Origin of the sequence: Kitasatospora sp. NPDC048286 (assembly GCF_043201735.1) — a bacterium.
Lineage (GTDB): Bacteria > Actinomycetota > Actinomycetes > Streptomycetales > Streptomycetaceae > Kitasatospora.
Window position 1 is genome coordinate 25,960 of the sequence record NZ_JBICZE010000009.1, and the last position, 25,007, is coordinate 50,966.

The 25,007-nt window shown below is 74.2% G+C and carries 24 protein-coding genes and 1 pseudogene; 12 read left to right on the plus strand and 13 right to left on the minus strand.

Features of this window, described 5'->3' with window-relative positions; translation table 11 throughout:
- The first annotated feature begins 287 nt into the window (after window positions 1-287).
- The gene (locus ACGF13_RS22170; RefSeq protein WP_392877659.1) at window positions 288-1,781 is read left to right on the plus strand and encodes an LCP family protein; all 1,494 of its coding nucleotides are present in this window, start codon (window positions 288-290) and stop codon (window positions 1,779-1,781) included.
- Between the two features lie 83 nt (window positions 1,782-1,864).
- On the opposite strand, the gene ACGF13_RS22175 is transcribed toward ACGF13_RS22170, so the two are convergent.
- From ACGF13_RS22175 to ACGF13_RS22190, 4 genes are all read right to left on the minus strand, one after another.
- Entirely contained in the window at window positions 1,865-2,524 is a 660-nt protein-coding gene (locus ACGF13_RS22175) for a zinc ribbon domain-containing protein (RefSeq protein ID WP_392877661.1), read from the minus strand.
- Between the two features lie 95 nt (window positions 2,525-2,619).
- The gene (locus ACGF13_RS22180; protein ID WP_392877663.1) at window positions 2,620-2,892 is read right to left on the minus strand and encodes a hypothetical protein; all 273 of its coding nucleotides are present in this window, start codon (window positions 2,890-2,892) and stop codon (window positions 2,620-2,622) included.
- Between the two features lie 241 nt (window positions 2,893-3,133).
- Window positions 3,134-4,111, minus strand: a complete 978-nt coding sequence (gene lepB, locus ACGF13_RS22185) for a signal peptidase I (protein WP_392877665.1) — start codon at window positions 4,109-4,111, stop codon at window positions 3,134-3,136.
- Between the two features lie 62 nt (window positions 4,112-4,173).
- Window positions 4,174-4,770 carry a helix-turn-helix domain-containing protein gene (locus ACGF13_RS22190; protein ID WP_392877667.1) on the minus strand — a complete coding sequence of 199 codons (597 nt, stop codon included), beginning with the start codon at window positions 4,768-4,770 and terminating at the stop codon, window positions 4,174-4,176.
- A gap of 109 nt (window positions 4,771-4,879) precedes the next feature.
- On the opposite strand from ACGF13_RS22190, the gene ACGF13_RS22195 reads away from it, so the two are divergent.
- The gene (locus tag ACGF13_RS22195; RefSeq protein ID WP_392877669.1) at window positions 4,880-5,236 is read left to right on the plus strand and encodes a hypothetical protein; all 357 of its coding nucleotides are present in this window, start codon (window positions 4,880-4,882) and stop codon (window positions 5,234-5,236) included.
- Between the two features lie 114 nt (window positions 5,237-5,350).
- On the opposite strand, the gene ACGF13_RS22200 is transcribed toward ACGF13_RS22195, so the two are convergent.
- Complete coding sequence (locus ACGF13_RS22200; RefSeq protein ID WP_392877671.1) at window positions 5,351-6,514, minus strand: magnesium and cobalt transport protein CorA; 1,164 nt, start codon at window positions 6,512-6,514, stop codon at window positions 5,351-5,353.
- A gap of 482 nt (window positions 6,515-6,996) precedes the next feature.
- On the opposite strand from ACGF13_RS22200, the gene ACGF13_RS22205 reads away from it, so the two are divergent.
- Window positions 6,997-8,463, plus strand: a complete 1,467-nt coding sequence (locus ACGF13_RS22205; protein WP_392877673.1) for an FAD-dependent oxidoreductase — start codon at window positions 6,997-6,999, stop codon at window positions 8,461-8,463.
- Between the two features lie 138 nt (window positions 8,464-8,601).
- On the opposite strand, the gene ACGF13_RS22210 is transcribed toward ACGF13_RS22205, so the two are convergent.
- Window positions 8,602-9,522: a RimK family alpha-L-glutamate ligase gene (locus tag ACGF13_RS22210; protein WP_392877675.1), complete on the minus strand. Its 921-nt coding sequence runs from the start codon at window positions 9,520-9,522 to the stop codon at window positions 8,602-8,604.
- A 329-nt stretch (window positions 9,523-9,851) separates the two neighbouring features.
- Here ACGF13_RS22210 and ACGF13_RS22215 point away from each other — a divergent pair, with 329 nt between their 5' ends.
- Together ACGF13_RS22215 and ACGF13_RS22220 are read left to right on the plus strand one after the other, a co-directional pair.
- Window positions 9,852-11,453, plus strand: coding sequence for an ABC-F family ATP-binding cassette domain-containing protein (locus ACGF13_RS22215; protein ID WP_392877677.1), 1,602 nt, complete (start codon window positions 9,852-9,854; stop codon window positions 11,451-11,453).
- A 200-nt stretch (window positions 11,454-11,653) separates the two neighbouring features.
- The gene (locus ACGF13_RS22220) at window positions 11,654-12,223 is read left to right on the plus strand and encodes a radical SAM protein (RefSeq protein WP_392877679.1); all 570 of its coding nucleotides are present in this window, start codon (window positions 11,654-11,656) and stop codon (window positions 12,221-12,223) included.
- 51 nt (window positions 12,224-12,274) lie between these two features.
- On the opposite strand, the gene ACGF13_RS22225 is transcribed toward ACGF13_RS22220, so the two are convergent.
- Window positions 12,275-12,556 carry a hypothetical protein gene (locus ACGF13_RS22225; protein ID WP_392877681.1) on the minus strand — a complete coding sequence of 94 codons (282 nt, stop codon included), beginning with the start codon at window positions 12,554-12,556 and terminating at the stop codon, window positions 12,275-12,277.
- A gap of 254 nt (window positions 12,557-12,810) precedes the next feature.
- Between ACGF13_RS22225 and ACGF13_RS22230 the strand changes: the two genes are divergently transcribed.
- The 3 genes from ACGF13_RS22230 (at window position 12,811) to ACGF13_RS22240 (ending at window position 15,632) form a co-directional block, all read left to right on the plus strand.
- Window positions 12,811-13,041 carry a hypothetical protein gene (locus ACGF13_RS22230; RefSeq protein WP_392877683.1) on the plus strand — a complete coding sequence of 77 codons (231 nt, stop codon included), beginning with the start codon at window positions 12,811-12,813 and terminating at the stop codon, window positions 13,039-13,041.
- Between the two features lie 17 nt (window positions 13,042-13,058).
- The gene (locus tag ACGF13_RS22235) at window positions 13,059-14,096 is read left to right on the plus strand and encodes a hypothetical protein (RefSeq protein WP_392877685.1); all 1,038 of its coding nucleotides are present in this window, start codon (window positions 13,059-13,061) and stop codon (window positions 14,094-14,096) included.
- Between the two features lie 621 nt (window positions 14,097-14,717).
- The gene (locus ACGF13_RS22240) at window positions 14,718-15,632 is read left to right on the plus strand and encodes a S8 family serine peptidase (RefSeq protein ID WP_392877687.1); all 915 of its coding nucleotides are present in this window, start codon (window positions 14,718-14,720) and stop codon (window positions 15,630-15,632) included.
- Between the two features lie 139 nt (window positions 15,633-15,771).
- Here the strand turns inward: ACGF13_RS22240 and ACGF13_RS22245 are convergent.
- Together ACGF13_RS22245 and ACGF13_RS22250 are read right to left on the minus strand one after the other, a co-directional pair.
- Window positions 15,772-16,224 (minus strand): annotated as a pseudogene (locus ACGF13_RS22245) (methyltransferase domain-containing protein); the annotation flags it as partial.
- Complete coding sequence (locus ACGF13_RS22250; protein WP_392877689.1) at window positions 16,203-16,724, minus strand: hypothetical protein; 522 nt, start codon at window positions 16,722-16,724, stop codon at window positions 16,203-16,205. The pseudogene ACGF13_RS22245 and the gene ACGF13_RS22250, both read right to left, overlap by 22 nt.
- A 151-nt stretch (window positions 16,725-16,875) precedes the next feature.
- On the opposite strand from ACGF13_RS22250, the gene ACGF13_RS22255 reads away from it, so the two are divergent.
- A complete protein-coding gene (locus tag ACGF13_RS22255; RefSeq protein WP_392877691.1) occupies window positions 16,876-17,649 on the plus strand; it encodes a class I SAM-dependent methyltransferase in 774 nt (257 codons plus the stop codon).
- A gap of 269 nt (window positions 17,650-17,918) precedes the next feature.
- On the opposite strand, the gene ACGF13_RS22260 is transcribed toward ACGF13_RS22255, so the two are convergent.
- The 4 genes from ACGF13_RS22260 to ACGF13_RS22275 all read right to left on the minus strand — a co-directional run bounded on the left by ACGF13_RS22260 (window position 17,919) and on the right by ACGF13_RS22275 (window position 21,626).
- A complete protein-coding gene (locus ACGF13_RS22260; protein ID WP_392877693.1) occupies window positions 17,919-19,136 on the minus strand; it encodes a glycosyltransferase in 1,218 nt (405 codons plus the stop codon).
- Window positions 19,133-19,930, minus strand: a complete 798-nt coding sequence (locus tag ACGF13_RS22265) for a MerR family transcriptional regulator (RefSeq protein ID WP_392877695.1) — start codon at window positions 19,928-19,930, stop codon at window positions 19,133-19,135. The genes ACGF13_RS22260 and ACGF13_RS22265 overlap by 4 nt, the downstream gene beginning before the upstream one ends.
- 116 nt (window positions 19,931-20,046) lie before the next feature.
- Window positions 20,047-21,159: a DUF6745 domain-containing protein gene (locus tag ACGF13_RS22270; RefSeq protein WP_392877696.1), complete on the minus strand. Its 1,113-nt coding sequence runs from the start codon at window positions 21,157-21,159 to the stop codon at window positions 20,047-20,049.
- Window positions 21,160-21,299: 140 nt separating this feature from the next.
- Entirely contained in the window at window positions 21,300-21,626 is a 327-nt protein-coding gene (locus ACGF13_RS22275) for a hypothetical protein (protein ID WP_392877698.1), read from the minus strand.
- A gap of 200 nt (window positions 21,627-21,826) precedes the next feature.
- Between ACGF13_RS22275 and ACGF13_RS22280 the strand changes: the two genes are divergently transcribed.
- The 3 genes from ACGF13_RS22280 to ACGF13_RS22290 all read left to right on the plus strand — a co-directional run bounded on the left by ACGF13_RS22280 (window position 21,827) and on the right by ACGF13_RS22290 (window position 24,961).
- The gene (locus ACGF13_RS22280) at window positions 21,827-22,804 is read left to right on the plus strand and encodes an STM4015 family protein (RefSeq protein WP_392877700.1); all 978 of its coding nucleotides are present in this window, start codon (window positions 21,827-21,829) and stop codon (window positions 22,802-22,804) included.
- Between the two features lie 81 nt (window positions 22,805-22,885).
- The gene (locus ACGF13_RS22285) at window positions 22,886-23,821 is read left to right on the plus strand and encodes an STM4015 family protein (protein ID WP_392877702.1); all 936 of its coding nucleotides are present in this window, start codon (window positions 22,886-22,888) and stop codon (window positions 23,819-23,821) included.
- A 15-nt stretch (window positions 23,822-23,836) separates the two neighbouring features.
- The gene (locus ACGF13_RS22290; RefSeq protein WP_392877704.1) at window positions 23,837-24,961 is read left to right on the plus strand and encodes an STM4014 family protein; all 1,125 of its coding nucleotides are present in this window, start codon (window positions 23,837-23,839) and stop codon (window positions 24,959-24,961) included.
- Window positions 24,962-25,007: the final 46 nt, after the last annotated feature.

The following is a 25,007-nucleotide window of genomic DNA, read 5'->3' on the forward strand; positions in this document are numbered from 1 at the left end:
GCGCCCGGATCGGCTCCGGCCCCGGGCCACGCGAACCCACCGCTTCGACGGGGGCTTGCGTGGCAACTGTGGAGGATGACGACGTGTCTGGCCGCAAGGGTTCCCCCGAAGCCGAGAATTCGCCGCACCGGGCAACCGGGCGCCGGGCGGCCGGCCGGAGGGACGACCAGCGGAACGGCCGCAGAGACGACCCGGCGGGCGACCGGAGCCCGGACGGTGCGAACATACCGGACGGCCGAGCGACGGGCCGCACCCGAAAGAAACCCAAGCGCAGCACCAAGGAGAAGGTGCTCTGGGCGACCGCCGGCTGCACCGCCCTCGCCGTCCTCGGCGGCGGCGCCCTCTACTACCGGCTGAACAGCAACATCAACACCTTCGACGGCGACGCCCTCAGCAAGGACCGCCCGGAGGCCGCGGCCCCGGACGCCCAGGGCCGCACCCCGGTCAACGTGCTGCTGATCGGCTCGGACAGCCGCGGCAACGGCAACAGCGACCTGGGCGGCGGCGGGGACGGCGGCGCCCGCTCGGACACCGCGATCCTGCTGCACGTCTACGCCGACCACAAGCACGCCGTCGGCATCTCCATCCCCCGCGACTCCCTGGTCACCATCCCGCCGTGCAAGCTCCCCAACGGCAAGTGGACCAAGGAGCAGACCAATGTGATGTTCAACAGCGCCTTCTCGGTCGGCGACAGCGATCAGGGCAACCCGGCCTGCACCCAGAACGCCGTCGAGAAGCTGACCAACCTGCGCGTCGACCACACCGTCGTGGTGGACTTCAACGGCTTCGCGTCGATGACCAAGGCGGTCGGCGGCGTCGAGGTCTGCCTGCCGACCGACATCCACGAGGGGGACCTCAACCCCAACCTCGGCCACAAGGGCAAGCTGATCTTCCCCAAGGGCAAGCAGAAGGTCGAGGGCCAGGCCGCGCTGGACTACGTCCGGGTGCGGCACGGCATCGGCGACGGCTCCGACATCGGCCGCACCAAGCGCCAGCAGGCCTTCCTCTCCTCCCTCATCAAGGAGGTCAAGTCCCGCGGCATGGACCCGACCACGCTGCTGCCGCTCGCCGACGCGGCCACCAAGTCGCTGACCGTCGACCCCGGCCTCGGCTCGGCCGCGAAGCTGCTCTCCTTCGTCATGGAGCTCAAGGACGTCGACCTGCACGACATCAAGTTCCTGACCGTGCCATGGCGTTACGAGGGCCCGCGGGTCGCCCTCGTACACCCCGACGTGGACCAGCTGTGGGCCGCGCTCAAGGCCGACCGCACCATCGACGGACAGGACGCGAGCGCCCCGGCCGACCCGGGCCCTGCCGCCGCCGTCACCACCGCTCCCACCGCCGCGCCGGCCCCGGCTTCCGCCCCGGCCCCCGCCTCGGACGCCAAGGCGGCCGAGGTGAAGGTCTCCGTGCTCAACAGCACCGGTGAGACCGGGCTCGGCGGCCGGGCCGCGGAGACCGTCAAGGGCGCCGGCTACACCGTCACCGGCGTCGGCAACGCGGTCGGCAAGCCGCGCAGCACCACCGTCGTCGAGTACGGCACCGGCGAGCGCACCGCGGCCGAGGCGGTCGCCAAGCTCTTCCCCGGCGCCACCGTGCAGCCCGGCGGCCGGGGCGTCAGCCTCGTCCTCGGCCACGACTTCGCCGCCGCCAACCCGGCGAGCGCCACCGCGCCGGCCCCCGGCGGCACGGCCACCGCCCCGGCCCCGCTGCCCACCAGCGTCAGCGGCGCCGCCCGCTCGGCCGACGACGACCCCTGCGCCAACCTCTCGTACGGCTGAGCCCGGCCGCACACCTCGGACGAACCGCGGTGGGGCACCCAGCCGCGGCTCGCCCGAGGGGCCATGGCTCATCCGAGGGGGTGTCAGCGCCTCGTCCCGCAGGACGGGCAGAACGCGGCGCCGTCCGGGACGTTCTGGTTGCAGCTCGGGCACTGGACGGGCTGCGCCAGCCGGAAGCCGCAGCCCGGGCAGAACGGCGTGCCGTGGGTCTCGGTGTGACACTGCGGGCAGACCAGCTGGCGCGGCGCGTTCACGTCGAACTCGGCCCCGGACTGCTGCCCGGACTTGTACGCCCGCTCGCTGACCGTGTCGTTGAGGCCGCGGTGCTGCGCCGCCATCGCCTCGGCGGCGGTGTCCGGGGCGCAGTTGTGGCACAGGCCCTGGGCCGGGTTGAAGCAGCGCCCGCAGACGTAGTGGGTGCACCGGGCGCAACGGTTGAAGTGGGACTGGGCGTTGGCGATGGACCGCTGGAAGGCGGCGTCCCGCGAGGTGCCCCAGGTCTGACCGGCCAGCCCGTCGGCGGCGTTGCCGATGGTGTTGGCGTTGCCGCCGATGAGGTTCCAGGCCGCACTGACGCCCTTGCCTATCCAGCCGGCCACCTGACCGGTCCGGAACGGCTCGAACGTCGAGCGCCAGGTGTCCGAGCAGCGGTAGCAGTAGAACTCGAACTGGAAGCCCGCGCCGGTGCCGTGCTGCTCGCACAGGTCGCGGTAGTTGTTGCTGAAGTAGATCTCCGAAGTCACGTCGTCCCCGGTCGCTAAGTGGCCTGTCAGCGGTCGCTCCCAGGGACGATAGGGGCTCACCGAACGGTTCCGCCAGGAACTCGCGTCCCGCCTGCTCAGAGCCCGGAAACCGGCAGCAGCAGCACCCGCACCGGATCGAACCGCTGCCAGAGCGCGGGCTGTCCGCTGCGGCCGATCCGCAGCCGGCACCAGCGCTGCCCGGCCGCGTCCTGCCACCACGCGCTGATCCGGCCGAGTGCCCAGGCGCCGTCCCCGAGGTCCACCTCGACCGGCTGGTAGACCCACCGGACGTCGCGGTCCTCGGGCTCCGCTTCCGCCGGGCCCCCGGCGCCCTCGGCGCCCCCGGGACTGCACTGACTCTCCATCACGGCTCCGCCTCCCGACCCGGCCCCGGCCGCCGGACGCCCGCTCGGGGCGGCCGGCGGCCGGGGGTGCAGCTCACCTCCTGAACTCTACAGGCGTGTAGAGATCGGCGGGAGGAGTTCCGTCGAAGACGATCGACCCGTGGCCCGTCGGCCGAGCGCCGGGGTGTGGTGGGCCTGGGTGTGGTGGGCCTGGGCGTGGTGGGCCGGGGTGGTCCGGGGCGGTGTGGTCCGGGGTGGACCGGCCTCAGCTTTCCTTGCGCGAGGACCGCCGTCGCCACAGGGCGAGCGGCACGATCCCGGCCAGCGCGGCAGCCTCCGGCGCCGGCAGCTCCTCGAACGGCGCACCGGCCGCGCCCGCCGCCCCGGCCGGCACCTTGTCGAAGGTGTCCGGGACCGGCAGGGTCGACCAGTCGGACAGCGGCCAGGCGACCACGAAGGCCCGGCCGACCACGTTGTCCACCGGCACGAAGCCGTCGCCGGTCTGGTTGTGGTGCCAGCGGGAGTCGCGCGAGTTGTTGCGGTGGTCGCCCATCACCCACAGCTTGCCCTTGGGCACGGTCACGGTGCCGACCGGATCGTCGTCGCAGGGCGTCGAGCCGGGGAACAGGTACGGCTCGTCCAGCGCGACGCCGTTGACCTTCAGCGGCGCGCCGGCCTCGCAGTCGACGGTGTCCCCGCCGACCGCGATCACCCGCTTGATCAGGTCCTTCTCGTCCGCCGAGGGCATCAGGCCGACGGTGCTCAGCACCTTCTGGACGGTGCCCGTCACGGAGTCACCGGAGGTGGTCGGCGTGCCCTCCAGCCAGCCGCCCGGATCGCGGAACACCACCACCTCGCCGCGCTCGGGCTTGGCGCCGAACCACGGGGTGAACTTGTCGACCAGGACCCGGTCGCCGATCGCGAGGGTCTGTTCCATCGACCCGGAGGGGATGGAGAAGGCCTGGACGAAGAAGGTCTTGATGCCGAGCGAGAGCAGCAGCGCGACCACCAGCAGGATCGGCAGCTCCTGCCAGAACGGCCGCTTCTTCCGGGGGCGTTCGGCCTTCTCCTCGGCCTCCCCGTCGGGCGTCCCGGGTACCCTCCCCGCCCCGCCGGCGCCCACGTCCGCGCCCTCCGTCGCCGTGGTGCCCGTACCCGCCTGCGCCCGGCCGTCCCGGGCGTCCTCGCGTTCCCCGGCTCCGCCGCCGCTCTCACCGGACTCCGCGCTCCGCTGCACACTCATTTCCTCGGCCCCTCCCGCGGCCTGGCGGGAGCCGGTAGGAAGACCCCCTGTCAGGAACGAACCTACCGAACAGAGGTTCCCGGGCGCGCCCTGACGTGGATGCGCTCACCCTGCGGACCGAACAGGCTGAGGAACTCCACCGGCTGCGGGCCCGCGTTGCCGAAGGCGTGCGGGGTGCGCGTGTCGAACTCGGCGGCCTCACCGGCCGTCAGCACCAGGTCGTGGGTGCCGAGCACCAGCCGCAGCCGTCCGGACAGCACGTACAGCCACTCGTACCCCTCGTGGACCTTCAGCTCCAGCTCGGGCCCGGCGTTCCTGCCCGGTGGCACGATGTGCTTGTAGGCATGCAGCCCGCCCAGGTGGCGGGTGAGTGGGACGATGGTCTGGCCGTTCCTGGTCACCGGGCGCGGGTGGATCCTCGGGTCCCCGGTGGCCGGGGCGCCGACCAGTTCGTCCAGCGGCACCCGGTACTCCCGGGCCAGCGGCAGCAGCAGCTCCAGCGTCGGCTTGCGCTGCCCGGACTCCAGCCGGGACAGCGTGCTGAGCGAGATGCCGGTGGTGGCCGCCAGTTTGGCGAGGGTGGTGCCGCGCTCCCGGCGCAGCGCCCGCAGCCGCGGGCCCACCGTGGTGAGGACGTTCTCGAGCTCTTCGTCGGCCATGCCTGCCATTTGCCAGCACGGCAAGGTCGATTGTCAATCCGGCACACGGGTGAGGTCTCGGCCGCCACCCCTGCGGGTCACCCCCGCCGGTCCCGCCTATCCTCCCGTCATGCGCATTCTCCTCACCCGGGACAGCGTCTCGGCCGGCGACGACGCCGACGCCCCGCACGCCGAGGCCGTCACGCTCCCCGACGGCCTGGACACCCCGGCGGCACTCGCCGCCCTCGGACTCCCCAGACCCCGGCTCCCGCTGATCGGCGGCGGCCGCGCCACCTGGGTGGTGCGCGGCGCGGACGGCAGCCCGCTCGCCGTCCTCGCCCAGCAGTGGCCGCAGCCCCGCCCGCTCCCGGCCGGCCGGGGCCCGCTCGAGCACCTGGCCGGAGCGGACGGCGCCGTCCGGCTGCACCTCGAGTACCGGCGCCAGACGGACCCGGTGGCCGAGTACGAGCGGCTGCTGCCCGGCTAGGGCGTTCGGTGGTCAGGGCGTGCCGAGGAGCCGGCCGCCAGGGCGTGCCGAGGAGCCGGCCGCCAGGGCGTGCCGAGGAACCAGCGGAAGGCTCCGGCCTCGCTCCCCTCGGACCTACAGCCAGTCCCGCTTCTTGAACACCAGGTACAGCCCGGTGCACACCAGCGCCATCAGCCCGATCGCGAACGGGTAGCCGAAGACCCACTTGAGCTCCGGCATCGTCTCGAAGTTCATCCCGTAGACGGTGCCGATCAAGGTCGGCGCGAAGAGGATGGCCGCCCAGGAGGAGATCTTCTTGATCTCGTCGTTCTGCGCGTGCCCCGCCTCGGCGAGTTGCTTCATCTCCTCGTTCTGTCGCTGCGAGACCAGCGTCGCGTTGACGGTCAGGATGTTCTGGAGCATCTGCCGGAAGCCGTCCACCCGCTCGGCGGCGTAGGTGGCGTGGTCGGCGACATCGCGCAGGTAGCGCTGGAGCTCGTCGTCGGTGCCGTACTTGCCGAAGCCCGCCTCCAGGCTCTTCATGATCTCCAGCAGCGGACGGGTGGCCCGCTGGAACTCGATCACCTCGCGGGACAGCTCGTAGATGCGGCGGGAGACCTGCGGGTCGCCGCCGAACACCTCGGTCTCGATCTCGTCGATGTCGTGTTGGAGGCCGGCGATCACCGGCGCGTAGCCGTCCACCACGGCGTCCAGCACCGCGTACAGCACCGCCTCCGGGCCGAGTGCCAGCAGCTCCGGGTCGTCCTCCAGGCGGCGGCGCACCGCCGAGAGGTCCGGGGCCTGGGAGTGGCGGACGGTGAGCACGAAGTCGGGGCCGACGAAGAGGTGGATCTCGCCGAAGTCGACCTCCTCCGCCTCGTCCAGGTAGCGGGCGGCGCGCAGCACCACGAACAGGGTGTCGCCGTAGCGCTCCAGCTTCGGCCGCTGGTGGGCGACGATGGCGTCCTCGACGGCCAGCTCGTGCAGGTTGAACCGGTCGGCGGCCTCCAGCAGCTGCGCCTCGGCGGGGCGGAACAGGCCGATCCAGGCCATGGTGCCGGGCCGGCCGGGCAGCTCGCGGTAGATGTCGGCGAGGTCGGCGGGCGCCTCCGTCCGGCGGCCGTCCCGGTACACCGCCGCGTCCACGACGGAACGTTCCAGCGTCACCGGTTCGACGGGCTGGTCGGGGCGCGGGTCCATCGAGTGCTCGGGCGCCGGCTGGGTGTCCGTGGACCGGACGACGGAACGGGAGAACGGACGCTTGCTCGCGCGCACGGCGCGCACACGCCAGTCGGACATGGCGGGGACCTCCACGGTGGATACCCGGCCGCCGTACGGGAACACGGCGGACCGGAGGCGCCCGGCCGGCCGCCACGCGCACGGCGCGACCGGTGGCGCCTCGTCGGGAGGACGAGGTCAGCGCCGCGCGGGAGCCGTACGGGAGGAGGTGTGCCGGGGGCCGCGAGTGGTGCGGGACAACCGGGGGCGGGGCCGACTTCGGCCCGTACTACTGCACTCCACGGCTCTCACCTCCTCGCCTCCGCGCGCCTGCGCACCGGGAGGGGTGCCAGCACAACCCCGCCGAGTCTAGTACCCGCACGCCCCGGGCTCCGACCGGGGCCCTGCCGCGGACCGCTCCCACCACGCCCACCGCTCACGCCCGCACACCACGGACCGCCCGGGATCGTTCCTCACGCTGTGTCAACGGCCACGCCGGGCAGGCGTGTTCGTCCGGAGCGAAGTGATCACGGGGAGGAGACGGCGCCACTACGCTACGTGCCATGACTTCTTCGGAGAGGGCCCCGGGGCGGGGAACGGCAGTGGTGATGGGCGGCGGGCTCGCGGGACTGGCGGCCGCGTGGGCGCTGCGCGGGTTCGCCGAGCGGATCGTCGTGGTGGAGCGGGACCGGTACCCGGCGGGGGCGGAGTTCCGGGCCGGGGTGCCGCAGGGCCGGCACGCCCACCTGGTGCTGGAGGCCGGGCACCGGCTGCTGGAGGAGATGATGCCCGGCATCCGGCAGGAGCTGACGGCCGCGGGCGCGCAGCGGGTGGCCGCCTCGGACGTCCAGTGGCTGTGCGCCGCGGGGTGGCTGGCCGAGTACCCGGCACAGGTGAGCTTCCTCTCCTGCACCCGGCCGCTGCTGGACAAGCTGGTGCTGGACCGGATCCGCGCCCACCCCGCGATCGAGATCCTGGAGGGGACGGACGTGGTCGGGCTGCTCGGCTCGGCGGGCGTGGTGACCGGGGTGAAGGTCCGCTCGCGCGGGTCGGCGCACGACTCGGAGCGGCCCGGGGACGGCTCGGAGCGCGGCTCGGCGAACGGCACCACGCACGGCTCGGCGAACGGCTCCGCGCACGACTCGGCGAACGGCTCGGCGCACGACTCGGTGCGCAGCTCCGAACGCGGCGAAGTCCGGGAGATCCCGGCCGAGTTGGTGGTGGACGCGGCGGGCCGTTCGACCTCGGTGCCGAAGTGGCTCGCCGAGCTGGGCTGCCCGCCGGTACCCGAGGAGCGGGTGGACGCGGGCGTCGCGTACGCCTCCCGGATCTTCCACCGCCCCACCGGGTCCGAGCTCGGGCCGGGCCGGGCGGCCTACCTCCAGACCAAGGCGCCGGACGAGCCGCGCATGGGCGTGCTGCTGCCGGTCGAGGGCGACCGCTGGGTCGTCAGCCTCGCCGGGATGCGCGGCGCCGAACCGGGGCCCGGCGAGGAGGGGTTCACCGAGCACCTGGGCCTGCTGCGCGACCCGCTCCTGCACGAGCTGCTGCGGGACGCCGAACCGGCGGGCGGGATACGCGGCTTCCACCCCGGCCCGGGCGTGCGCCGGCACTACGAGCGCAGCTCCCCGGACGGGCTGGTGGTGGTCGGCGACGCCGCGAGCACCTTCAACCCGGTGTACGGGCAGGGCGTCACCGTCGCCCTGTTCTGCGCCCGGGAGCTGCGCCGCACCGCGAAGCGGCACGGCGGGATCGGGCACGCCACCGCCCGGGCCGCGCGGCACGCCGTCGCCGCGGCGTCCAAGATCCCGTGGATGATCTCCTGCGCCGAGGACGCCCGCTTCCGCGCCACCACCGGCGCGCCCTCCGGCAGCCTGGTCGGGCTCCAGCACCGGTTCTTCGACAAGGTGCTGGCCGCCAGCACCCGGGACCCGGCCGTCACTTCGGCGTTCCACGAGGTGATGTCGCTGGTGGCGCCGCCGTCACTGCTGTTCCGGCCGCCCGTGCTCGCGGCGATCCTGCGGGCCTGAGCAGGCGAGGCGGCATGGACCCGAGGCGGCATGGACCCGAGGGGGCATTGACCCGAGGAGGCCGCGGACCGTGGGCCCGAGCGGGTCACGGGCCGCGGGCCCGAGGGCCTCAGGCCCGGCGCCGGGGGCACCCGGGTGCTACTCGCCGAGGTGCGCCGCGACGTACGGCAGCGCCACCTGTTCCAGGCCACGTCGGCCGAACGCGGGGTGGACGTTGACCTCGAAGACCACGCCGCCGCTCTCGGCGGCGAGGTCCACCCCGGCGAGGTCCAACCCCAGGGAGGCGGCCGCCGCGATGGCCGCCTCCGCCAGCCCGTCGGGCAGGTCGCCGTAGTCGAGCAGGGTGGAGACGGCGCCCCGGCTCTCGTTGCAGGGCACGTCCGGGTCCGCCTGAACGTGCTCGACCACCCGGACCACCCGCCCGTGCAGCACCACCACCCGGTACTGGTGGCGGCTCCCGTCCGGGAGGACGTTCCGGGCGTCACGGGCGATCAGCCAGTCCGCTCCCGCCCGCGCGTAGTGCCGCGCGGCAGCGTCGAGCTGGGCACGGGTGGTGACGTGGAAGACGTCGCCCCCGCCCATCCCGACGCAGGGCCGGGCCCAGACGTCGCCGCCGAGCTCCGCGAAGGCCTCGGCGACGGCCTCCGGGCTCGGCTTGGAGAGCGCGATGCTGGGCATGTGCGGCACGCCGTCCCGGAGGAAGCGGGCGACGGTGAGGTCCTTCTCGGTGGCCACCCGCCACGCCTCGGCGTCGACTCCGAGCGACCGGGCGCCGAATCCGCGCAGCCGCCGCTGGCAGTCCTCGAACGCGCGCCGCCGGTGCGGCGGGATCTCGTACACGATCACCGTGTCGGCGGACACCCTCCGACCGCCCGCCTCCAGCCGGAACCCGCCCTCGTCGTCGGCCTCGACCAGGCCGCTGCCGCCGGTCATGAAGTGCCGGGCGTCCAGGTGTACGGGCTCCCGGCCGGTCAGCGTCCGCGCGGCGGCGGCGAGCACCTTCCGGCTGCCTTCGGTCGAACTGTGATCGGTCAGGAGTACGAGGTCTCGTCGGGCCATGCGGACATGCAAGCGATTGCGCCGTGACCACGACAAGAACGCCCCGTGCGCCATCCGCCGAGCCGCATGGCCGAAACGTCGCCACTGCGGGCGGGGCGGCGTGCGCCCGCCAACCCGCCGCGGGCGGGGGGAGCGTGCACCGACGACCCGCTGTCGATGGGGGCAGCGTGCGCCGACCACCCGCTCCGGATGCGTCGCCCGTTAATTCGGATGCGCCCGCTCCGCCCCAGCGGTTACCGTGCCCCACATGTCTACGCCCCGAATCTCCTAGCCGACGGACCGCTTCCACGCCACCCGTCTGTCCGCTAGTCGTTTCGGAGCGTTATCCCATGATCACCACCCGTGGTGTCGACGTGCGCGTCGGCGCCCGCCTGCTGCTGTCCGACGTCACCCTGCACATCGCCCCCGGCGACCGGATCGGCCTGGTCGGCCGCAACGGCGCCGGCAAGACCACCCTGCTCGCCACCCTCGCCGGACAGCTGGCGCCCGCCGCCGGCACCGTCACCCGGACCGGGGCCGTCGGCTACCTCCCGCAGGACTCCCGCGCCGCCGACCCGTCCGTCACCGTCACCGACCGCATCCTGTCCGCCCGCGGCCTGGACGGCGCCGTCCACGCCCTGCGCGCCGCCGAGGCCGCGATGGCCCGGGCCGGGTCGGCGGCCGAGGAGTGCCGGGCGATGGACGCGTACGCCCGGGCCGAGGCCGGGTTCCAGTCCCGGGGCGGCTACGCCGCCGAGGCCGAAGCGGCCCGGGTCGCGGCCGGACTCGGCCTGCCCACCCGGGTGATGGACTCCCCCGTCGGCACGCTCTCCGGCGGCCAGCGCCGCCGGGTCGAGCTGGCCCGTATCCTGTTCGCCGACCACGGCACCCTGCTGCTGGACGAGCCGACCAACCACCTGGACGCCGACGCCATCACCTGGCTGCGCGGCTTCCTCGCCGGCCACCAGGGCGGGCTGGTGCTGATCAGCCACGACCTCGGGCTGCTCGCCGAGACCGTCAACCGGGTCTTCCACCTCGACCCGCAGCGCGCCACGGTCGACGTCCACAACACCGGCTGGCAGGCCTACCTGACCCAGCGTGCCGCCGACGAGCGCCGCCGCACCCGGGAACGGGCCAACGCCGAGCGCAAGGCCGCCTCCCTGCACGCGCAGGCCGACCGGATGCGGGCCAACGTCGCCACCGCGACCACCGCCCGCAGCATGGCCCGCCGGGCCGACCGGATGCTCGCCGGACTCGAACCCGTCCGGCAGGCCGAGCGCACCGCCCGGATCCGGCTGCCCGAACCCGCCCCGTGCGGCCGGATGCCGCTCGGCGCGATCAGCCTCGCCAAGTCCTACGGCGGCCGGCCGGTGCTGACCGGCCTGGACCTCGCCGTGGACCGCGGCAGCCGGCTGGTCGTGCTCGGCCTGAACGGGGCCGGCAAGACCACCCTGCTGCGCATCCTGGCTGGCCGGGAGTCACCGGACTCCGGCCGCGTCGTCCCCGGCACCGGACTGCGGCTCGGCTACTTCGCCCAGGAGCACGACACCCTCGACCCGGCGCTCAGCGTCCGCGACAACCTCGCCGAGGCCGCACCCGGCCTGACCGACGGCGAACTGCGCCACGTGCTCGGCGCGTTCCTCTTCCGTGGCGACGACGCCGACAAGCAGGCCGGGGTGCTCTCCGGCGGTGAGAAGACCCGGCTCGCCCTCGCCGCCCTGGTGCACTCCGGCGCCAACGTCCTGCTGCTGGACGAGCCGACCAACAACCTCGACCCGGCCTCCCGCACGGAGGTCCTGGCGGCGGTCGGCACCTACCCGGGCGCGATCGTGATGGTCACCCATGACCCGGGCGCCATCGAGGCCCTCCGGCCCGACCGCGTGCTCCTCCTGCCGGACGGCGACGAGGACCTCTGGCACGACGCCTACCTGGACCTCGTCGCACAGTCCTGACGTTCGTTCGCCGCCCGCCCGCCCGCCCACCGGGGCTCCTCCCGGCGGGCGGGCGGGAACCTCCGCTTCGACCGCAACCTGTTCGCCGGTCACGGCCTGCTCGCCTCGATCAGGAAGCGCGCCGAGTGGGCGACGAACGGCCATCGAGGTGTCCGTCGGGGTCGGCAACCCCGCCCGCTGATCCCTCGACCGGCACCTCGATGACCCTCCCCGGCTGGGCAGTCCTGCGGGTCCACCCCACCCGGCGCCGCAATCTCCGCTGCCTGCACTACTACTCGTCCTCCGGGCCGCACGTCGCGGAGACCACCGGGCCGCCCGTCCTGCAGCAGGCGGTGGCCGACGCCGCGGTCCTCGGATACGACGTACTCGGGGTGTCCGGCGGTGAACCGATGCTCTACCGGCCGCTGGACGACCTGCTGCGAACGGCGCGCTCGCACGGCATGCGGACCACCGTCACCAGCAACGGAATGCTGCTCACCGGCCGCCGGCTCTCCGAACTGGCGGGCCTCGTCGACGTGTTGGCCATCTCGCTGGACGGCGTGCCGGACAGTCACGTCCGGATGCGCCAGGACCCCCGGAGTTTCGCGGTCATGGAGCGCAGACTCCCGCTGGAAGGGCAACGCGATGGGAGCCCTGCCCGACGCGGTGCCCGACCAACGCTCGTGGTCGCCGGTCGCCGCCTGACGACTCCTACGACCCGCCCGACGCTCGACCGACCGCATCAGCCGAACCACCGCCGCCATGCCCTCACGGCCGTGCCGTCGGTGTGAGTCCGAGCCCTACGAGTTCGTGCGACGGATGCTCCCGGGGGCACGGAGCCACTACGGCGCATACGGATCCGGATCGGGGTTCATGCAGATCTTCCAGGACTGCAGGCAGTCGCTGTTGCACGGCTGCCAGGCGTCGTAGTTGTCCTTGAGTGGATCGCACCCCTCCTCGCAGATCCTGTAGTACCGCTCGCACTCCTCCATCAGGTCGAGCTGCTCCTGTGTGAACATCGGCGCGATGCGGTCGGCGAGCGCGGCGCGGGATCGGCCGAGTGTCCGATACGGCCCGGTGTCGGGCTGGACGGTGGCCTCGGCACGGAAACCGGGAATGGTCATGGTGGGTCCTCCCGTCTCGGCCTCGTGGGGCCCGGACCCGCCGGTCCGACGGCGTACCCCCGGCGACCCGACGACCTCGCCTTCCAGGCTACGGCACAGCGTCCGCCGAGGTGCGCGGACGGCGGCGCGGAGGCAGCCTGGAAGTGTGGGACGCCGTGGGTGGGCGCTTGTGCGCTGCGGCGGGTCCCGGTCTCCGGAACGGCCTCGGCGTGCGGGTTCCGTCCTACGCCCGCACCAGGTGAGGAGTGTCCGACATGACGACGGGCGAGAAGAGTGATCGCCGCGACCAGGCTGCCGGGAGTGCGCCGCGGCGGGTGCGGCTGCCGGGCTTCGTCACGGACCAGGACATCGGGCTCGGCGAGGCCGTCAAGCGGGTCACCTCGACGCTGGGCATCCGGCCCTGCGGCGGGTGCGAGCGACGCGCCGCCGCACTGAACCGCCGGCTGGTCGTGTCCGGCCGGCCGAGCCGTCGGCAGCGGAATTGACCTCCGAGGAGCCAGCGATGGAACAGGACCAGGACGTCGGGGGACCGGTGCAGGCCCGCACGACGGGAGCGGCGGAACCACCAGGAGCGGAGCAGCCGGCGCCCGAACCGCCACCGGACAGTCGGCGCTCAGCACCGGCCCCCGGCCATGGCGGAGCCTGGGCGGACCCGGCCGGCCACCTCGAACCCGCGTCCGCGCCTGTCACCCCGGCCTGCGGGTGCGGCGGTCCGGGCGCCGACGCGGCTGAAGGGCGACAGACGGCGGCCTCGGGTTCGGCATCGGACCAGCCCGGCTTCGTCTACGCGATCGGCCAGGTCGACTTCCGTTTCCCGAGCCTGGGGGTCGAGAAGGAGCTGGCGCAAGCCGTCGGTCGGGTGGAGACCACGGGACTGAGCGACCGCCAGACCGTGTACTCGGTCATCTCGCAGCCCGAAAACCGCTACCTCGCACGGCAGTTGTGCTACGTACTGAACATCCAGGGCATCGACACCTACCTGCTGCGCCCCCGCGATCCGGCCGACGTCGCGCTGTTGGTGGACGCCGTCCGGCCCGACCCGCGTCCGACGGACCTGGACGTGGTGGTCGGCCTGCGAGGGCCGTTGGCGCCTCCGTCGCTCTGCAACGGCCTGACGCTCCCGGTGGTCTTCTTCGATCAGCTCTACTCCTTCGACAGCGCGGAGCTGATCAGCGCGATCGAGCGGCCCGAACTGATCCCCGCCGACCAGTTCGAGTCCGCCTCCTACGAACTCCTCAGCCGGATCCTGTATTTGGGTGACAACGCCGGCGACACCGACGAGCACCGGGCGCTCAACTACCTGGCCGTTCGGTACCAGGGGATCTACCACAAGACCGTGGAGGCGTTCGCGGCCAACTCCGCGCTCAGCGCCGTCGAGGTCTGCGACTCGAGGCTGAGCGGCGCCCGCCGGATCCTCGACGTGGTGCTCTCCTACACGAACCGCCACAGCGACGTCACCGAGAAGTTCTTCGTGCGGCTCGACTGCACCGAGGAGTTCCCCTTCGTGGTGACGAAGCTGGGGCCCTACTACGACCGCTGATCGGCCGCCGGGCCGAGGTGAGGTGAGGTGAGGTGAGGTGAGGTGAGGTGAGCGACGATGAGTATTCCGGGTTTCACCGCGGACACGGCGACCTACCAGAGCGGTGGAGGCTACCGGCCGGGGCACGGCGTCCCGGCACGGCGGAGGCCGGGCCTGCTGCCACAGGGCCGAACCGGCCGACGGGCCGGTGGCGACGTCATGCCGGGCGTGTGCGTCCGGCTGTGCCGGAACGAATGCCGACCGTTCTGCCACAACCCGCGCAGCGAGGATTGCGACACGTGTTACTCCCCCTGCATTGATGCGTGTATGGGCTCCGACGATGCTGCGGGCCCGTTCTGAGACGAGGTGTGTACCGATGAGGATGCCAGGCTTCACCGCCGACGCGGCGGTCTACCGGAGCCGGCGGCACTACCGCCCGAGCCCGTCCCGGGGCGGGTCGGCGCGTGCGAACGTCCTGGCGCCGTCCGGATGTTCGGGCAGCGGATCGCCTCTGGTCGACCCGATCTGCATCCCCGAGTGCCGCGGGGCCTGTTACCCGTTCTGCATTCATGACCCCTACGGCCGGAGGTGCCGCGACTGCTTGAGCGACTGCTACGCCCAATGCCCACCGTTCCCGGGCGTGTGAGGCCGCTCGACCTTGTCGGGCTGGCGCCGCTGATGGCGCGCAGTGCCGGACGGCCGGAGGTCGCCGTCGGGTTGCTCGACGGCCTGGTCGCCGTCGGACAACCCGCCTTCGCCGGGCGGCAGTTGCGCGTTCTGCCCGGCCGACCGGACGCCACCGGCAGGTCGGCCGAAGCCGGGGCGGTCTGCGCGACCGCCGGCGACGGCCCCTGCGTGCACGGCAGCTTCGTCGCCGGCGTGTTGAGCGCCGACCGCGCCTCGCCGTCACCGGGCATCTGTCCCGACTGCACCCTGCTGATCCGTCCCGTCTTCGCCGGCCACCGCGTCGACCTGGTTGCCGTACCGGCCGGTTGTCCCTCCCCGCTGGCCACCTCGGCCGAGGAGCTGGCCGCCGCCGTCGTACAAGCCGTCGATGCCGGAGCCCGGGTGCTCAACCTGAGCGTCGCGCCCGAGCGGCCGTCCGGCAACGGGCACCGCGAGCTGACGGCCGCCCTGGACCACGCGGCGGCGCGCGGGGTGCTCACCGTCGTCGCGGCCGGTAACCAGGGCCTGCTGGGCAGTTCCGTGCTGACCCGGCACCCCTGGACCATCCCGGTCGTCGGGTACGACGACCGGCGCCACCCGATGGACCTGTCCAACCTCGGCGGCTCGATCGGCGCCCGCGGTGTCGGCGCACCGGGACAGGCCGTGGTGCAACTGAACCCCGACGAACGCCCGCTCGTGCTATCGGGCACCAGCGTGGCCGTCCCCTTCGTCGCCGGCACCCTCGCCCTACTGCTGTCCTGCTTCCCCCGGGCCGCCCCGGAGGAGGTCCGCGCGGCCGTGCTCCGCAGCGCCGCCCGCACATCCGTGCGACGCTCGGTGGTGCCGCCACTGCTCGACGCCTGGGCCGCACATGAAATCCTGCGAGGCTGACATCTGACGGCTACTCAGCCCATAATCCGGCAGCCGCCGCCATCACTGCACTACGGCGAGATGGAGATGCGCCGCCAGTCGGGCCCCCGAGTAGGACGCGACCTGCTCTGGGTGTACTGGCTGCTCTCCCGGCTACGGCATGCGTGCCGCCGGGGCGCAGCACCCGGGCGATCTCCGTCCACCAGGCCCGCACCGGGTGGCGACTGCCGACCAGGTCGAAGGCTCCGTCGGCGAACGGCAGCGGCGGCTCGTCCGGGTCCGCGACCACCACCGCGCCCGGCGGGTGCAGCAGCCGCGTGGCGCGGGCCAGGTTGGGCGGCCAGGACTCGGTTGCCGCGAGCACGGGCGGGCACCCGTCCAGACGGACGGCGCCCGCGAGCACCTCGCCGCCGCCGGTCTGGATGTCCAGGTCCGCCGTCGCCTCGCCCAACCGCCCGCCCAACCGCCCGGCCAACCGCCCGGCCAGCAGCCGCTGGTAGCCCCTGGAGGGCCGCTCCTCGGCGGCCCGGCCCTCCAGCCAGGAGAAGTCCCAGCCGTCCACGGACACGGTCTCGGCCTCGGCCTCGGCGATCAGCTCTTCGAAGGTACGCATGCCCGCATCATCGCGGTGAGGGTGCCGTCCGGCCGGCGGATGTCCCGTCCGGGTCGTCCGCCGGCCGAGGAAGCGGCGGAGGAAGCGGCGGAGGGACCGGCCGAGAAGCCGGCCGGCCGGTACCGGAGGACGGTGCCGACCCGCAGCTCCAGGCTCACCGCGGCGATCAGCCTGCTCACCGGCTCCGCGCCGCCGTCGTCCGCCTCGAAGGCGACCAGCGCGCCAACCTCCTCCCCACACTGCCGCTCCACCAGGCGCCGCTCCTCGGGCGTGGGCGGGCGGAACACCGAGTCCTGGAAGGACGCCGGGCAGCGGACGTACAGCGGGTCGGCGAACACCGGCTCCAGGCCGTGGTGGTAGCAGAGGTCGGACCCGACGGCCAGCCGCAGCTCGCCGGGGCGCCAGGACCGCCCGTCCCCGTCCCACCAGCTACTCTCCGGCAGCTCGACCGCCCCGGTCGCCTGCTCGGCCGGCCGGACCCCGTCCGGCTCCCATGCCATGCGCCCGCCCCTCGACGGCCCCGAAAACCGGTACTCCGCGCCGGTACGCCCGGGCGAGGATAGCGCCGTGGCGGACGGCCCGCTCCCACACCCCCGGGCTCTCCCGCCCCGTTGCCGCTCGCACCGACGACCCCGTGGAGACCCTGCCGCCATGAACCAGTCCTCCCTCGGCCGCTTCTACGACGACTTCGCCGACGACTACCACCTCCTCTACACCGACTGGAACGCCTCGCTCGCCCGCCAGGGCGCCGCCCTGGACGCCCTGATCCGCGCGGACCTCGGCGACAGCCCCGCCGAGGTGCTGGACTGCGCCTGCGGCATCGGCACCCAGGCGATCGGCCTGGCCGCGCTCGGCCACCGCGTCACCGGCACCGACCTCAGTCCGGTCTCCGCCGCCCGCGCCGCCGCCGAGGCCGCCTCGCGCGGCCTGCGGCTGCCCACCGCGGCCGCGGACATGCGTGAACTCCCCTTCCCGGATGGGCGGTTCGACGTCGTCATCTGCGCCGACAACGCACTGCCCCACCTACTGACAGCCGAGGACGTCCGCGCCGCGCTCGGTGAGCTGCGCCGGGTCCTGCGCCCGGGCGGACTGCTGCTGGTCACCACCCGCCCGTACGACGAGCTGCGCCGCACCCGGCCCGCCTCCACCTCACCGCAGACCGCCGAACACGGCGGCCGGCGGTCGGTCGTCTTCCAGCTCTGGCAGTGGCACGAGGACGGCGAGCGGTACGACCTGGAGCTCTTCCGGCTGCTGCCGGACGACGCCGGACAGTGGCAGGTCGCCGTCAGGCACGCCACCTACTGGGCGCTCACCCAGGACCAGTTGAGCACCTTCGCCGCCGAGGCGGACCTGGCCGGCGTCCGCTGGGCGCAGCCCGTCGACACCGGCTTCTTCCAGCCCGTCCTGATCGCCCGGGCGCCCTGACCTCCTGAGGTCCTGACGCCCCGACACCCAACCACCCCCGTGGTTCCGTCGTGGCGTCCGGGTGCCCACCGCCGTCCGGGGCGCGGCCGCCTGCTCGACGCCCTCGTCCGACTGACCTTCGCGTACCTCCTTCCCGTCGATGCCGCCCCGGCGGCCATGAACCTCAGCCGGCCGGTGATTCGCCGCGCCGTTGCTCGCGTTCCACCTCGTGTACGCCGGCCGGCACGACCCGCGGGCGACCGGCCCGAGCTCGCCGCCGCATGCCTCCGCTACCGGCCCAAGGCCACCACCGCCTCCGCGACCCGGCTCGCGCCGTCCTCCTTCGCCATCGCGCGGGCCGCCTCCTGCGCCCGATCCCGCAGCCGCTGCTCCTCGACGGCCCGGCGGATGGCCGCCGCCAGCCGGTCGGCGGTCAGGTCGGCGAACCGGATCGGAGGGGTGGCGGCCCCGAGCCGGGTGAGCCGGCCGGCCCAGAACGGCTGGTCCGCCGTCACCGGGACGGGGACGCTCGGCACGCCCGCGCGCAGCGTCGCGGCCGCCGTGCCCGCACCCGCGTGGTGCACCACGGCCGCCATGTGCGGGAACAGCCGCGCGTGCGGGAGTTCGCCGACCGTCAGCACGTCGTCGCCGTGCCCGGCGATCCCGGCCCAGCCGGCCTGCACCACGCCCCGGGCGCCCGCCCGCCGCAGGGCCTCCACCGCGAGGGTGCTCAGGCGCTCCCCCTGCCCCGCCGCCATGCTGCCGAAGCCGATGAACACCGGCGGCGGCCCGGCCCGCAGGAAGTCCTCGACCTCGGCCGGGAGGCGGTAGTCCTCCGCCACGTGCGGCCACCAGTTGCCGACCACCCGCAGCCCCTCCCGCCAGTCGGCCGGGCGCGGTATGACGGTCGGGCTGAAGCCGTGCAGCACCGGCCAGTTCGCCCGCTCCATGACCTGTCGGCACGCGGTCTGGGAGAGCGCCGGGAGGCCCAGCCGCGACCGCAGGCTGCGTGCGGCCTCGGTGTGCAGGCGGTCGACGACCCGCTGGCCGAGCGCCCCTGCCGCCCGGTTGCCCCAACCGCCCAGCGAGCGGCCGCCCCCGACGACCGGCGGGAACTCTCGGGTCGGCAGCGTGGGTTGGAGGTAGACCCCCAGGCTGGGGACGCCCATCGCCTCCGCGAGGTGCCAGCCCAGTGGCGCGGTGGTGGTGGCGAGCAGGAGCAGATCGGCGCCCGGCGCGGCGGCGTCCGCGAGCGCTCCCCCCAGCTGCCCGATGAACCCGGCGGCCCGTGCGAGGAGTTCGGAGCGCCCGCCGCGCGACTCGGTGCCGGCCCCGCGCGGATCGACCGGGAGCGGGCGGAAGTCGAGGCCGCTGCCGGCCACCAGCTCGCGGAAGGTTTCGGGCGCCGCGAGCACGACCTCGTGCCCCGCGCCGCGCAGGTGCGCCCCGAGACCGGTGTAGGGGGCGACGTCGCCGTACGATCCGGCGGCCATCACGAGGATCCTCATCGGGCCGCCTCCTGGTGGCCGCTGCCGTCGCGCCGTTCGGCGTTGGCGCCGATCGCCGACCGGAGGTAGCCGGCCAGGCCGGGGCGCTGTTCGGCCGGCGGGACGACGAGGGCGAAGGCGCGGGCGTCCGCCTCGTAGTCGTCGGCGATCCGGCAGTGCATCTCCGGCGGGCAGGGCGTGAACCACCGGGTGATGTGCTGCCGGTGCTGCTCGGCGAGGTCCAGCACCGTCCGGTGGTCGACCGGCAGCCCCTCGTCGAAGGCGTCCAGGAGCCGGCCGCGCCATTCGGCGGCCTCCGCCATCAGCTGCTGCCAGTCCTCCTTGGAGTGGGTGGCGGCGCGGGCCAGGGCCTCCTGGTGGCTGTCCCGCTCGCCCCACTTGAGGTGGGCGTCGGCCGCGTAGCTGAGGTCGAAGACCACGTCCCCGAAGACCTCGAAGCGCTCCTGGGGCGTCAGTTCGACCCCGGTGCGCTGGACCTCGATGGCCCGCTCGGCGACGTCGACCAGCTTCTGCAGGCGGCCGATCTGCTCGGTGAGGGCCTGGCGTCTCGCCAGCAGGTGGTCGAGCGCGTTGGCCTGCGGGTCCGCCAGGATGTCGGCGATCTCGTCGAGCGGGAAGCCGAGTTCCCGGTAGAAGAGGATCTGCTGGAGCCTGGCGAGGTCCGCGCCGCTGTAGAGCCGGTAGCCGGCCGGGCTGCGCTCACTGGGCGAGAGCAGCCCGGACCGGTCGTAGTAGTGCAGGGTCCGGATCGTGACCCCGGCGAAGCCGGAGACCTGGCCCACCGACCAGCTCATGCGTCCCTCCGATCATCCGTGCGTTCTGCTGCGCCCCCACCGTGCGGCCTGACGTGGGGTAAGGGTCAACACGCGCAGCTCAGGGGCCTGCTCCGGATGCCGGGAAGCGCCCTCAGTCAGGTCTCGCGCTGCGGGTGGTAGGCGCTCTCGGGTATGCCGAAGGTCCAGGCGACCCCGGCGCGCGCGGTGCGGGTGCTCGGGGGGACGCGCAGCCAGTAGGTGCGGTGGGTGCCGTCCGGCTCGGGGGTGGAGTTGACCACCTCGACCATCACCACCGGCTCGTCGTCGGGCAGGACGATCCGCCAGAGCACACCGGTCTCGTCCCGGTGGACGGGCTCGGCCCCGGAGTCGGCCAGGTAACGCTCGTAGCCGTAGTGCTCCAGCAGGACGCGGCGCAGTTCGGCGTTCTCCTCGGTGCGGATCCGCTCGACCGTCACCCCGGCCAGGCCGGCCAGGAACTCCGGCGGGACGGGCATGCCGCGCCAGGCGTGCAGGGCGAAGCCGTCGGCGTACTCCAGGGCGGGCCCGTCCGCGCGGTCGATCCGGCCGGCCTCGTCGCGGTGCAGGGCAGTGGGCCGCTCGCTGATCAGTGCCACGTCCCGGTACGGCCACCACCAGCCGGTTCGTCGGGCCAGCTCGGCGAGCGGGGCGACGGCGTCGGCGCCCGCCCCGGCGGCTTCGAAGGCGGCGAACCACGGCGCGTCGTGCTGGCCCCGCACGGCGTCCAGCAGGGCGAGCCGGACGGTGGTGCGACGGGCCCGGGCCTCCTCGGCCACGGCGGCGTCGGCCTCCCGGTCGGCCTCGGGGGCGAGCCGGTCGAGCACGGCGTTGCGCAGCCGGTCGGCGAGCGGGGTGGTGACCGGGCCGAGCTCACCGCCGGTGAGCGCCCAGTGGCCCGCCCACCCGGCGGTGCCGACCTGCTCGACGGCCCGCCGCCGGGCCTCCTCCCAGGGCCGGGTGCGCACGGCCTCGCGCACGCTCTGCGCGCCGGCGGCCCGCAGCTCCAGCGCCGCCTCCGTCGCGGCGAGCGGCGACCCGAACCAGCGGACCGCCTCGGGCTCGGGCAGCCCGGCCGCCCGGTAGGCGGCCCGGACGGCGTGCTCGGCCGCCGCCCGGTCGCCCGCCCCGGTGGCCGCCGCGGCCGCCCGCCAGCGGGCCGTCACCTCGGCCGGCCCGGACACCACCTGCGCGGCGCCGCCGTGGACCTCGTCGTGGATCACCGTGTCCATCCCTGCTCCGTTCCCGGCCGGGCTCCCCGCCCGGCCGTCCGTTCCCGTTCCGTGCCGCGGCCCCGGCCGCGCGCTCCGCCCTCGTGCCCCGCCCCGCGCTCACCCGCCCGCCGACCCCCGTGCGGCGGGCGGAGCGATCGTCAGTCCGCGACCATCCGCACGGCGCCCGGCACGTACTCGCGCTGGCGGACCACCCGGTACCACCCCTTGGGTAGCGGTATCGCCGCGTGCTCCTCGTGCACCACCCGGCCGCCCTCGGGCAGGTGGAGCCAGCTCGCGCCGAACGGCCCGCTCTCGCGCCGCAGCGCGCCGGGGCCGACCACGGCGTGCGCGTGCCCGGTGACCTCGCCGAGCGCGAGCACCATCCGACCCCGGGCGTCCCGGGCCCGCACGGCCAGCTCGGCCACCCGCGGCGGCACCGCATCCTCCTCGACCGGCACGATCAGCACATCGCCCTGGCGGTACATCAGTCCTCCCTCGCCGTACGGCCGGACTCCGGCGGACGCCGGAAGCCATGGCTCCGCCGCGTCCGCCGCGGTCACTCTCCGGAGCCAGGACCCGAACATAGAGCAAGGGTCTGACAACGCGCCCGGGCGGTGACCCGGCCGCCGGATTGTCAGTCCCGGCTGGTAGACAGTTGTTCGGCCCAGATCCCGAGGAGCGGCGCATGACTGTCAACGACCACATCGAACGGTTCCACGGTCTCCCCGTCTTCGACTTCGTGGAGGCCTTGGCGGAGGCCGAGGAGAAGGGCGGCTCCGGCGCCGTCCGGCTGCCGGACGCGGCCTCGGCTGCCTGGCGGATCAGGCTCGACTACGAGTCCGACGCGATGTTCGTCGAGCGCTGGGAGCAGTTCCTCGCCACCGTCGACACCGAGCGGGTCACCGCGGTGGTGATCGGCCAGTGGTCGCCGGACGAACCGGACGGCTTCCGGGAGCCGATGGAGGCGATCGTCGCCGCCGCCGGCCGGCTGCCCGCCCTGCGCGCGCTGTTCGTCGGCGACATCACCGCCGAGGAGTGCGAGATCTCCTGGATCCAGCAGTGCGACATCACACCGCTGCTGACGGCCTTCCCGCGGCTGGCCGAGCTGGTGGTGCGCGGCGCCTCGCAGGACTGGGACGGCAAGGGCGGGCTGGCTCTGGAGCCGCTGCGGCACGAGGCGCTCGAGGCGCTGCGCTTCGAGGCCGGCGGCCTGCCGGGCTCGGTCGTGCGCGCGGTGGCCGGCTGCGACTTCCCGGCCCTGGCGCGGCTGGAGTTCTGGCTGGGCGTGGACAACTACGGCGGCGACGCGACGATGGACGACCTCGCTCCGTTCCTGGACGGCACCCGCTTCCCGGCGCTGCGCCACCTCGGCCTCCAGAACAGCGAGTTCCAGGACGACATCGCGGCCGCGGTGGCGCACGCGCCCGTCGTCGCCCGGCTGGAGTCGCTCGACCTCTCCATGGGCGTGCTGACGGACCAGGGCGCCACCGCCCTGCTGGAGGGCCAGCCGCTCACCCACCTGCGCGCCCTCGACCTGCACCACCACTACCTCACCGAGGAGATGCAGCAGCGCCTGCGCCAGGCCCTGGCCGGGGTCGAGATCGACCTCTCCGAGGCCGGCAAGCCCGATGACCGGTGGCGCTACGTGGCCGTGGCCGAGTAGCCGTCACCTCCCGCGCGCACCGACCGACCTCCCGCACGCGCCCGACCATCCGTCCGACCACTCGACCCACCAGGATCCGACATGGCCGTCTCCCGCCACATCGAACGCTTCCACGAGCTGCCGATCCACGAGTTCACGCCCGACGACGCCCGGCCGCGGCCCGCCGCCGGCGCCGTCGCCTGGCGGCTGTCCCTCGAATACGGTTCCAAGCAGGACTTCGCCCACCTCTGGCGGTCCTTCCTGGAGAAGGTCGATCCGGCCGGTGTGCGCGCCGTGGTGATCGGCGCCTGGTGGCAGGACGGCTACACCTCCGTGGGCCCCGCGGTCGAGGCCGTCACCGCCGACGCTCGGCGCCTGCCCGCCCTGGAGGCGCTGTTCCTCGGTGAGGTGACGTACGACGAGTGCGAGATCTCCTGGCTCGAGATGGACGACGTCACCCCGCTGCTGAACGCCTTCCCCGGGCTGCGGTCGCTGGCCGTGCGCGGCGGCATGGACCTCACCCTGGAGCCGGTCCGGCACGACCGGCTGACCAGCCTGCGATTCGAGTCCGGCGGCCTTCCGGCCACCGTGGTGCGCGCGGTGGCCGGCTCCGAACTGCCCGCGCTGGAGCGCCTGGACCTCTGGCTCGGTGTGGACGAGTACGGCGGTGACACGACGCCGGACGACCTGGCGCCGTTCCTGGACGGCACCCGGCTGCCGAGGCTGCGCCACCTCGGGCTGGCCAACAGCGAGTTCCAGGACGAGATCGCCGCCGCGGTGGCGCACGCCCCCGTGGTCGCCCGGCTGGAGTCGCTCGACCTCTCCATGGGTGTGCTCTCCGACGACGGTGCCACGGCCCTGCTGGAGGGCCAGCCGCTCACCCACCTGCGCGCCCTCGACCTGCACCACCACTACCTGAGCGACGCGCTGCAGGAGCGCCTGCGGGAGGCCCTGCCCGGGGTCGAGGTCGACCTCGGCGAGGCCGAGGGCGACGAGATGGACGACGAGGACGACCGCTACGTCTCGGTCGCCGAGTAGGCGGGTGCGGAGGCGATGACCATGTGGCTGACCGTCCTCGGCAATCCGGGGCACCGACGGGTGACGCTGTTCGCGGCCGCCGCCCGGGCCGCCGGGCTGCCCGAGCCCGCCGTCCTGCCCTGGCTGGACGTGCTGCGCGGCCGGTACCGGCTGCCCGAGGGCGGTCTGCTGCGCGTCGAGTCACCCGGCGAGGAGCCGGAGGTCGACCGGCTGCTGCGCGGCCCGGCGCTGGGCTCCGGCTACGCGCCGACCAGGGTCGAGGGCACGGCCGTCTGGTACGAGGGCGTCATGGCCGCGCTGCGCGGGCTGGCCGCCCGGCCCGGCGTACGGCTGCTCGGCGATCCGGAGGAGATCGCCGTGATGTTCGACAAGCGCCGGGCGCACGCCCTGCTCGCCGCGGGCGGGGTGCCGGTGCCCAGGGCGCTCGGCGGCGAGGTCACCGGTTGGGAGCACCTGCGCGAGCGCCTCGCCGAGGCCGGCCTGCGCCGGGTCTTCGTCAAGCCCGCGCACGGTTCCTCCGCCTCCGGGGTGATGGCCCTGGAGTTCGGGCCGCGCGGGCAACTGCAGGCCACCACCTCGGTGGAGCTGGCCGACGGCCGGCTGCACAACTCGCTGCGGGTGCGCCGCTACCGCGACGAGCGGGAGGTCGCCGCGATCGTCGACGCCCTGGCACCGGACGGGCTGCACGTCGAGCAGTGGATCCCGAAGGCCTCGCAGTCCGGCCGCTCCGCGGACCTGCGGGTCGTGGTGGTCGCCGGCCGGGCCACCCACGCCGTGGTGCGCACCAGCACCCAGCCGATGACCAACCTGCACCTCGGCGGGGCCCGCGGCAGCATCGAGCAGGTCCGGGAGACGGCGGGGCCGGCCTGGCCGGCCCTGCTGGAGACGGCCGAACGCGCGGCGGCCTGCTTCCCCGGCTCACCGATGGTCGGTGTCGACGTCCTGCCCACGGCCGGCTGGCGGCGCGCCCTGGTCGGCGAGGTGAACGCCTTCGGCGACCTGCTCCCCAACCTCACCGGCCTGCCCGGCGGCCCCGCCGAGGGTCTGGACACCTACGGCGCCCAGCTGGCCGCACTCACCGCCCCCTCCCCGTCGTCCCCCGTGGCGACGGACCACCAGATCACGGAACCCGCTCGATGAACCACCAGAACACCACCCCCGTCCCCGCTCCCGCTCCCGCTCCCGC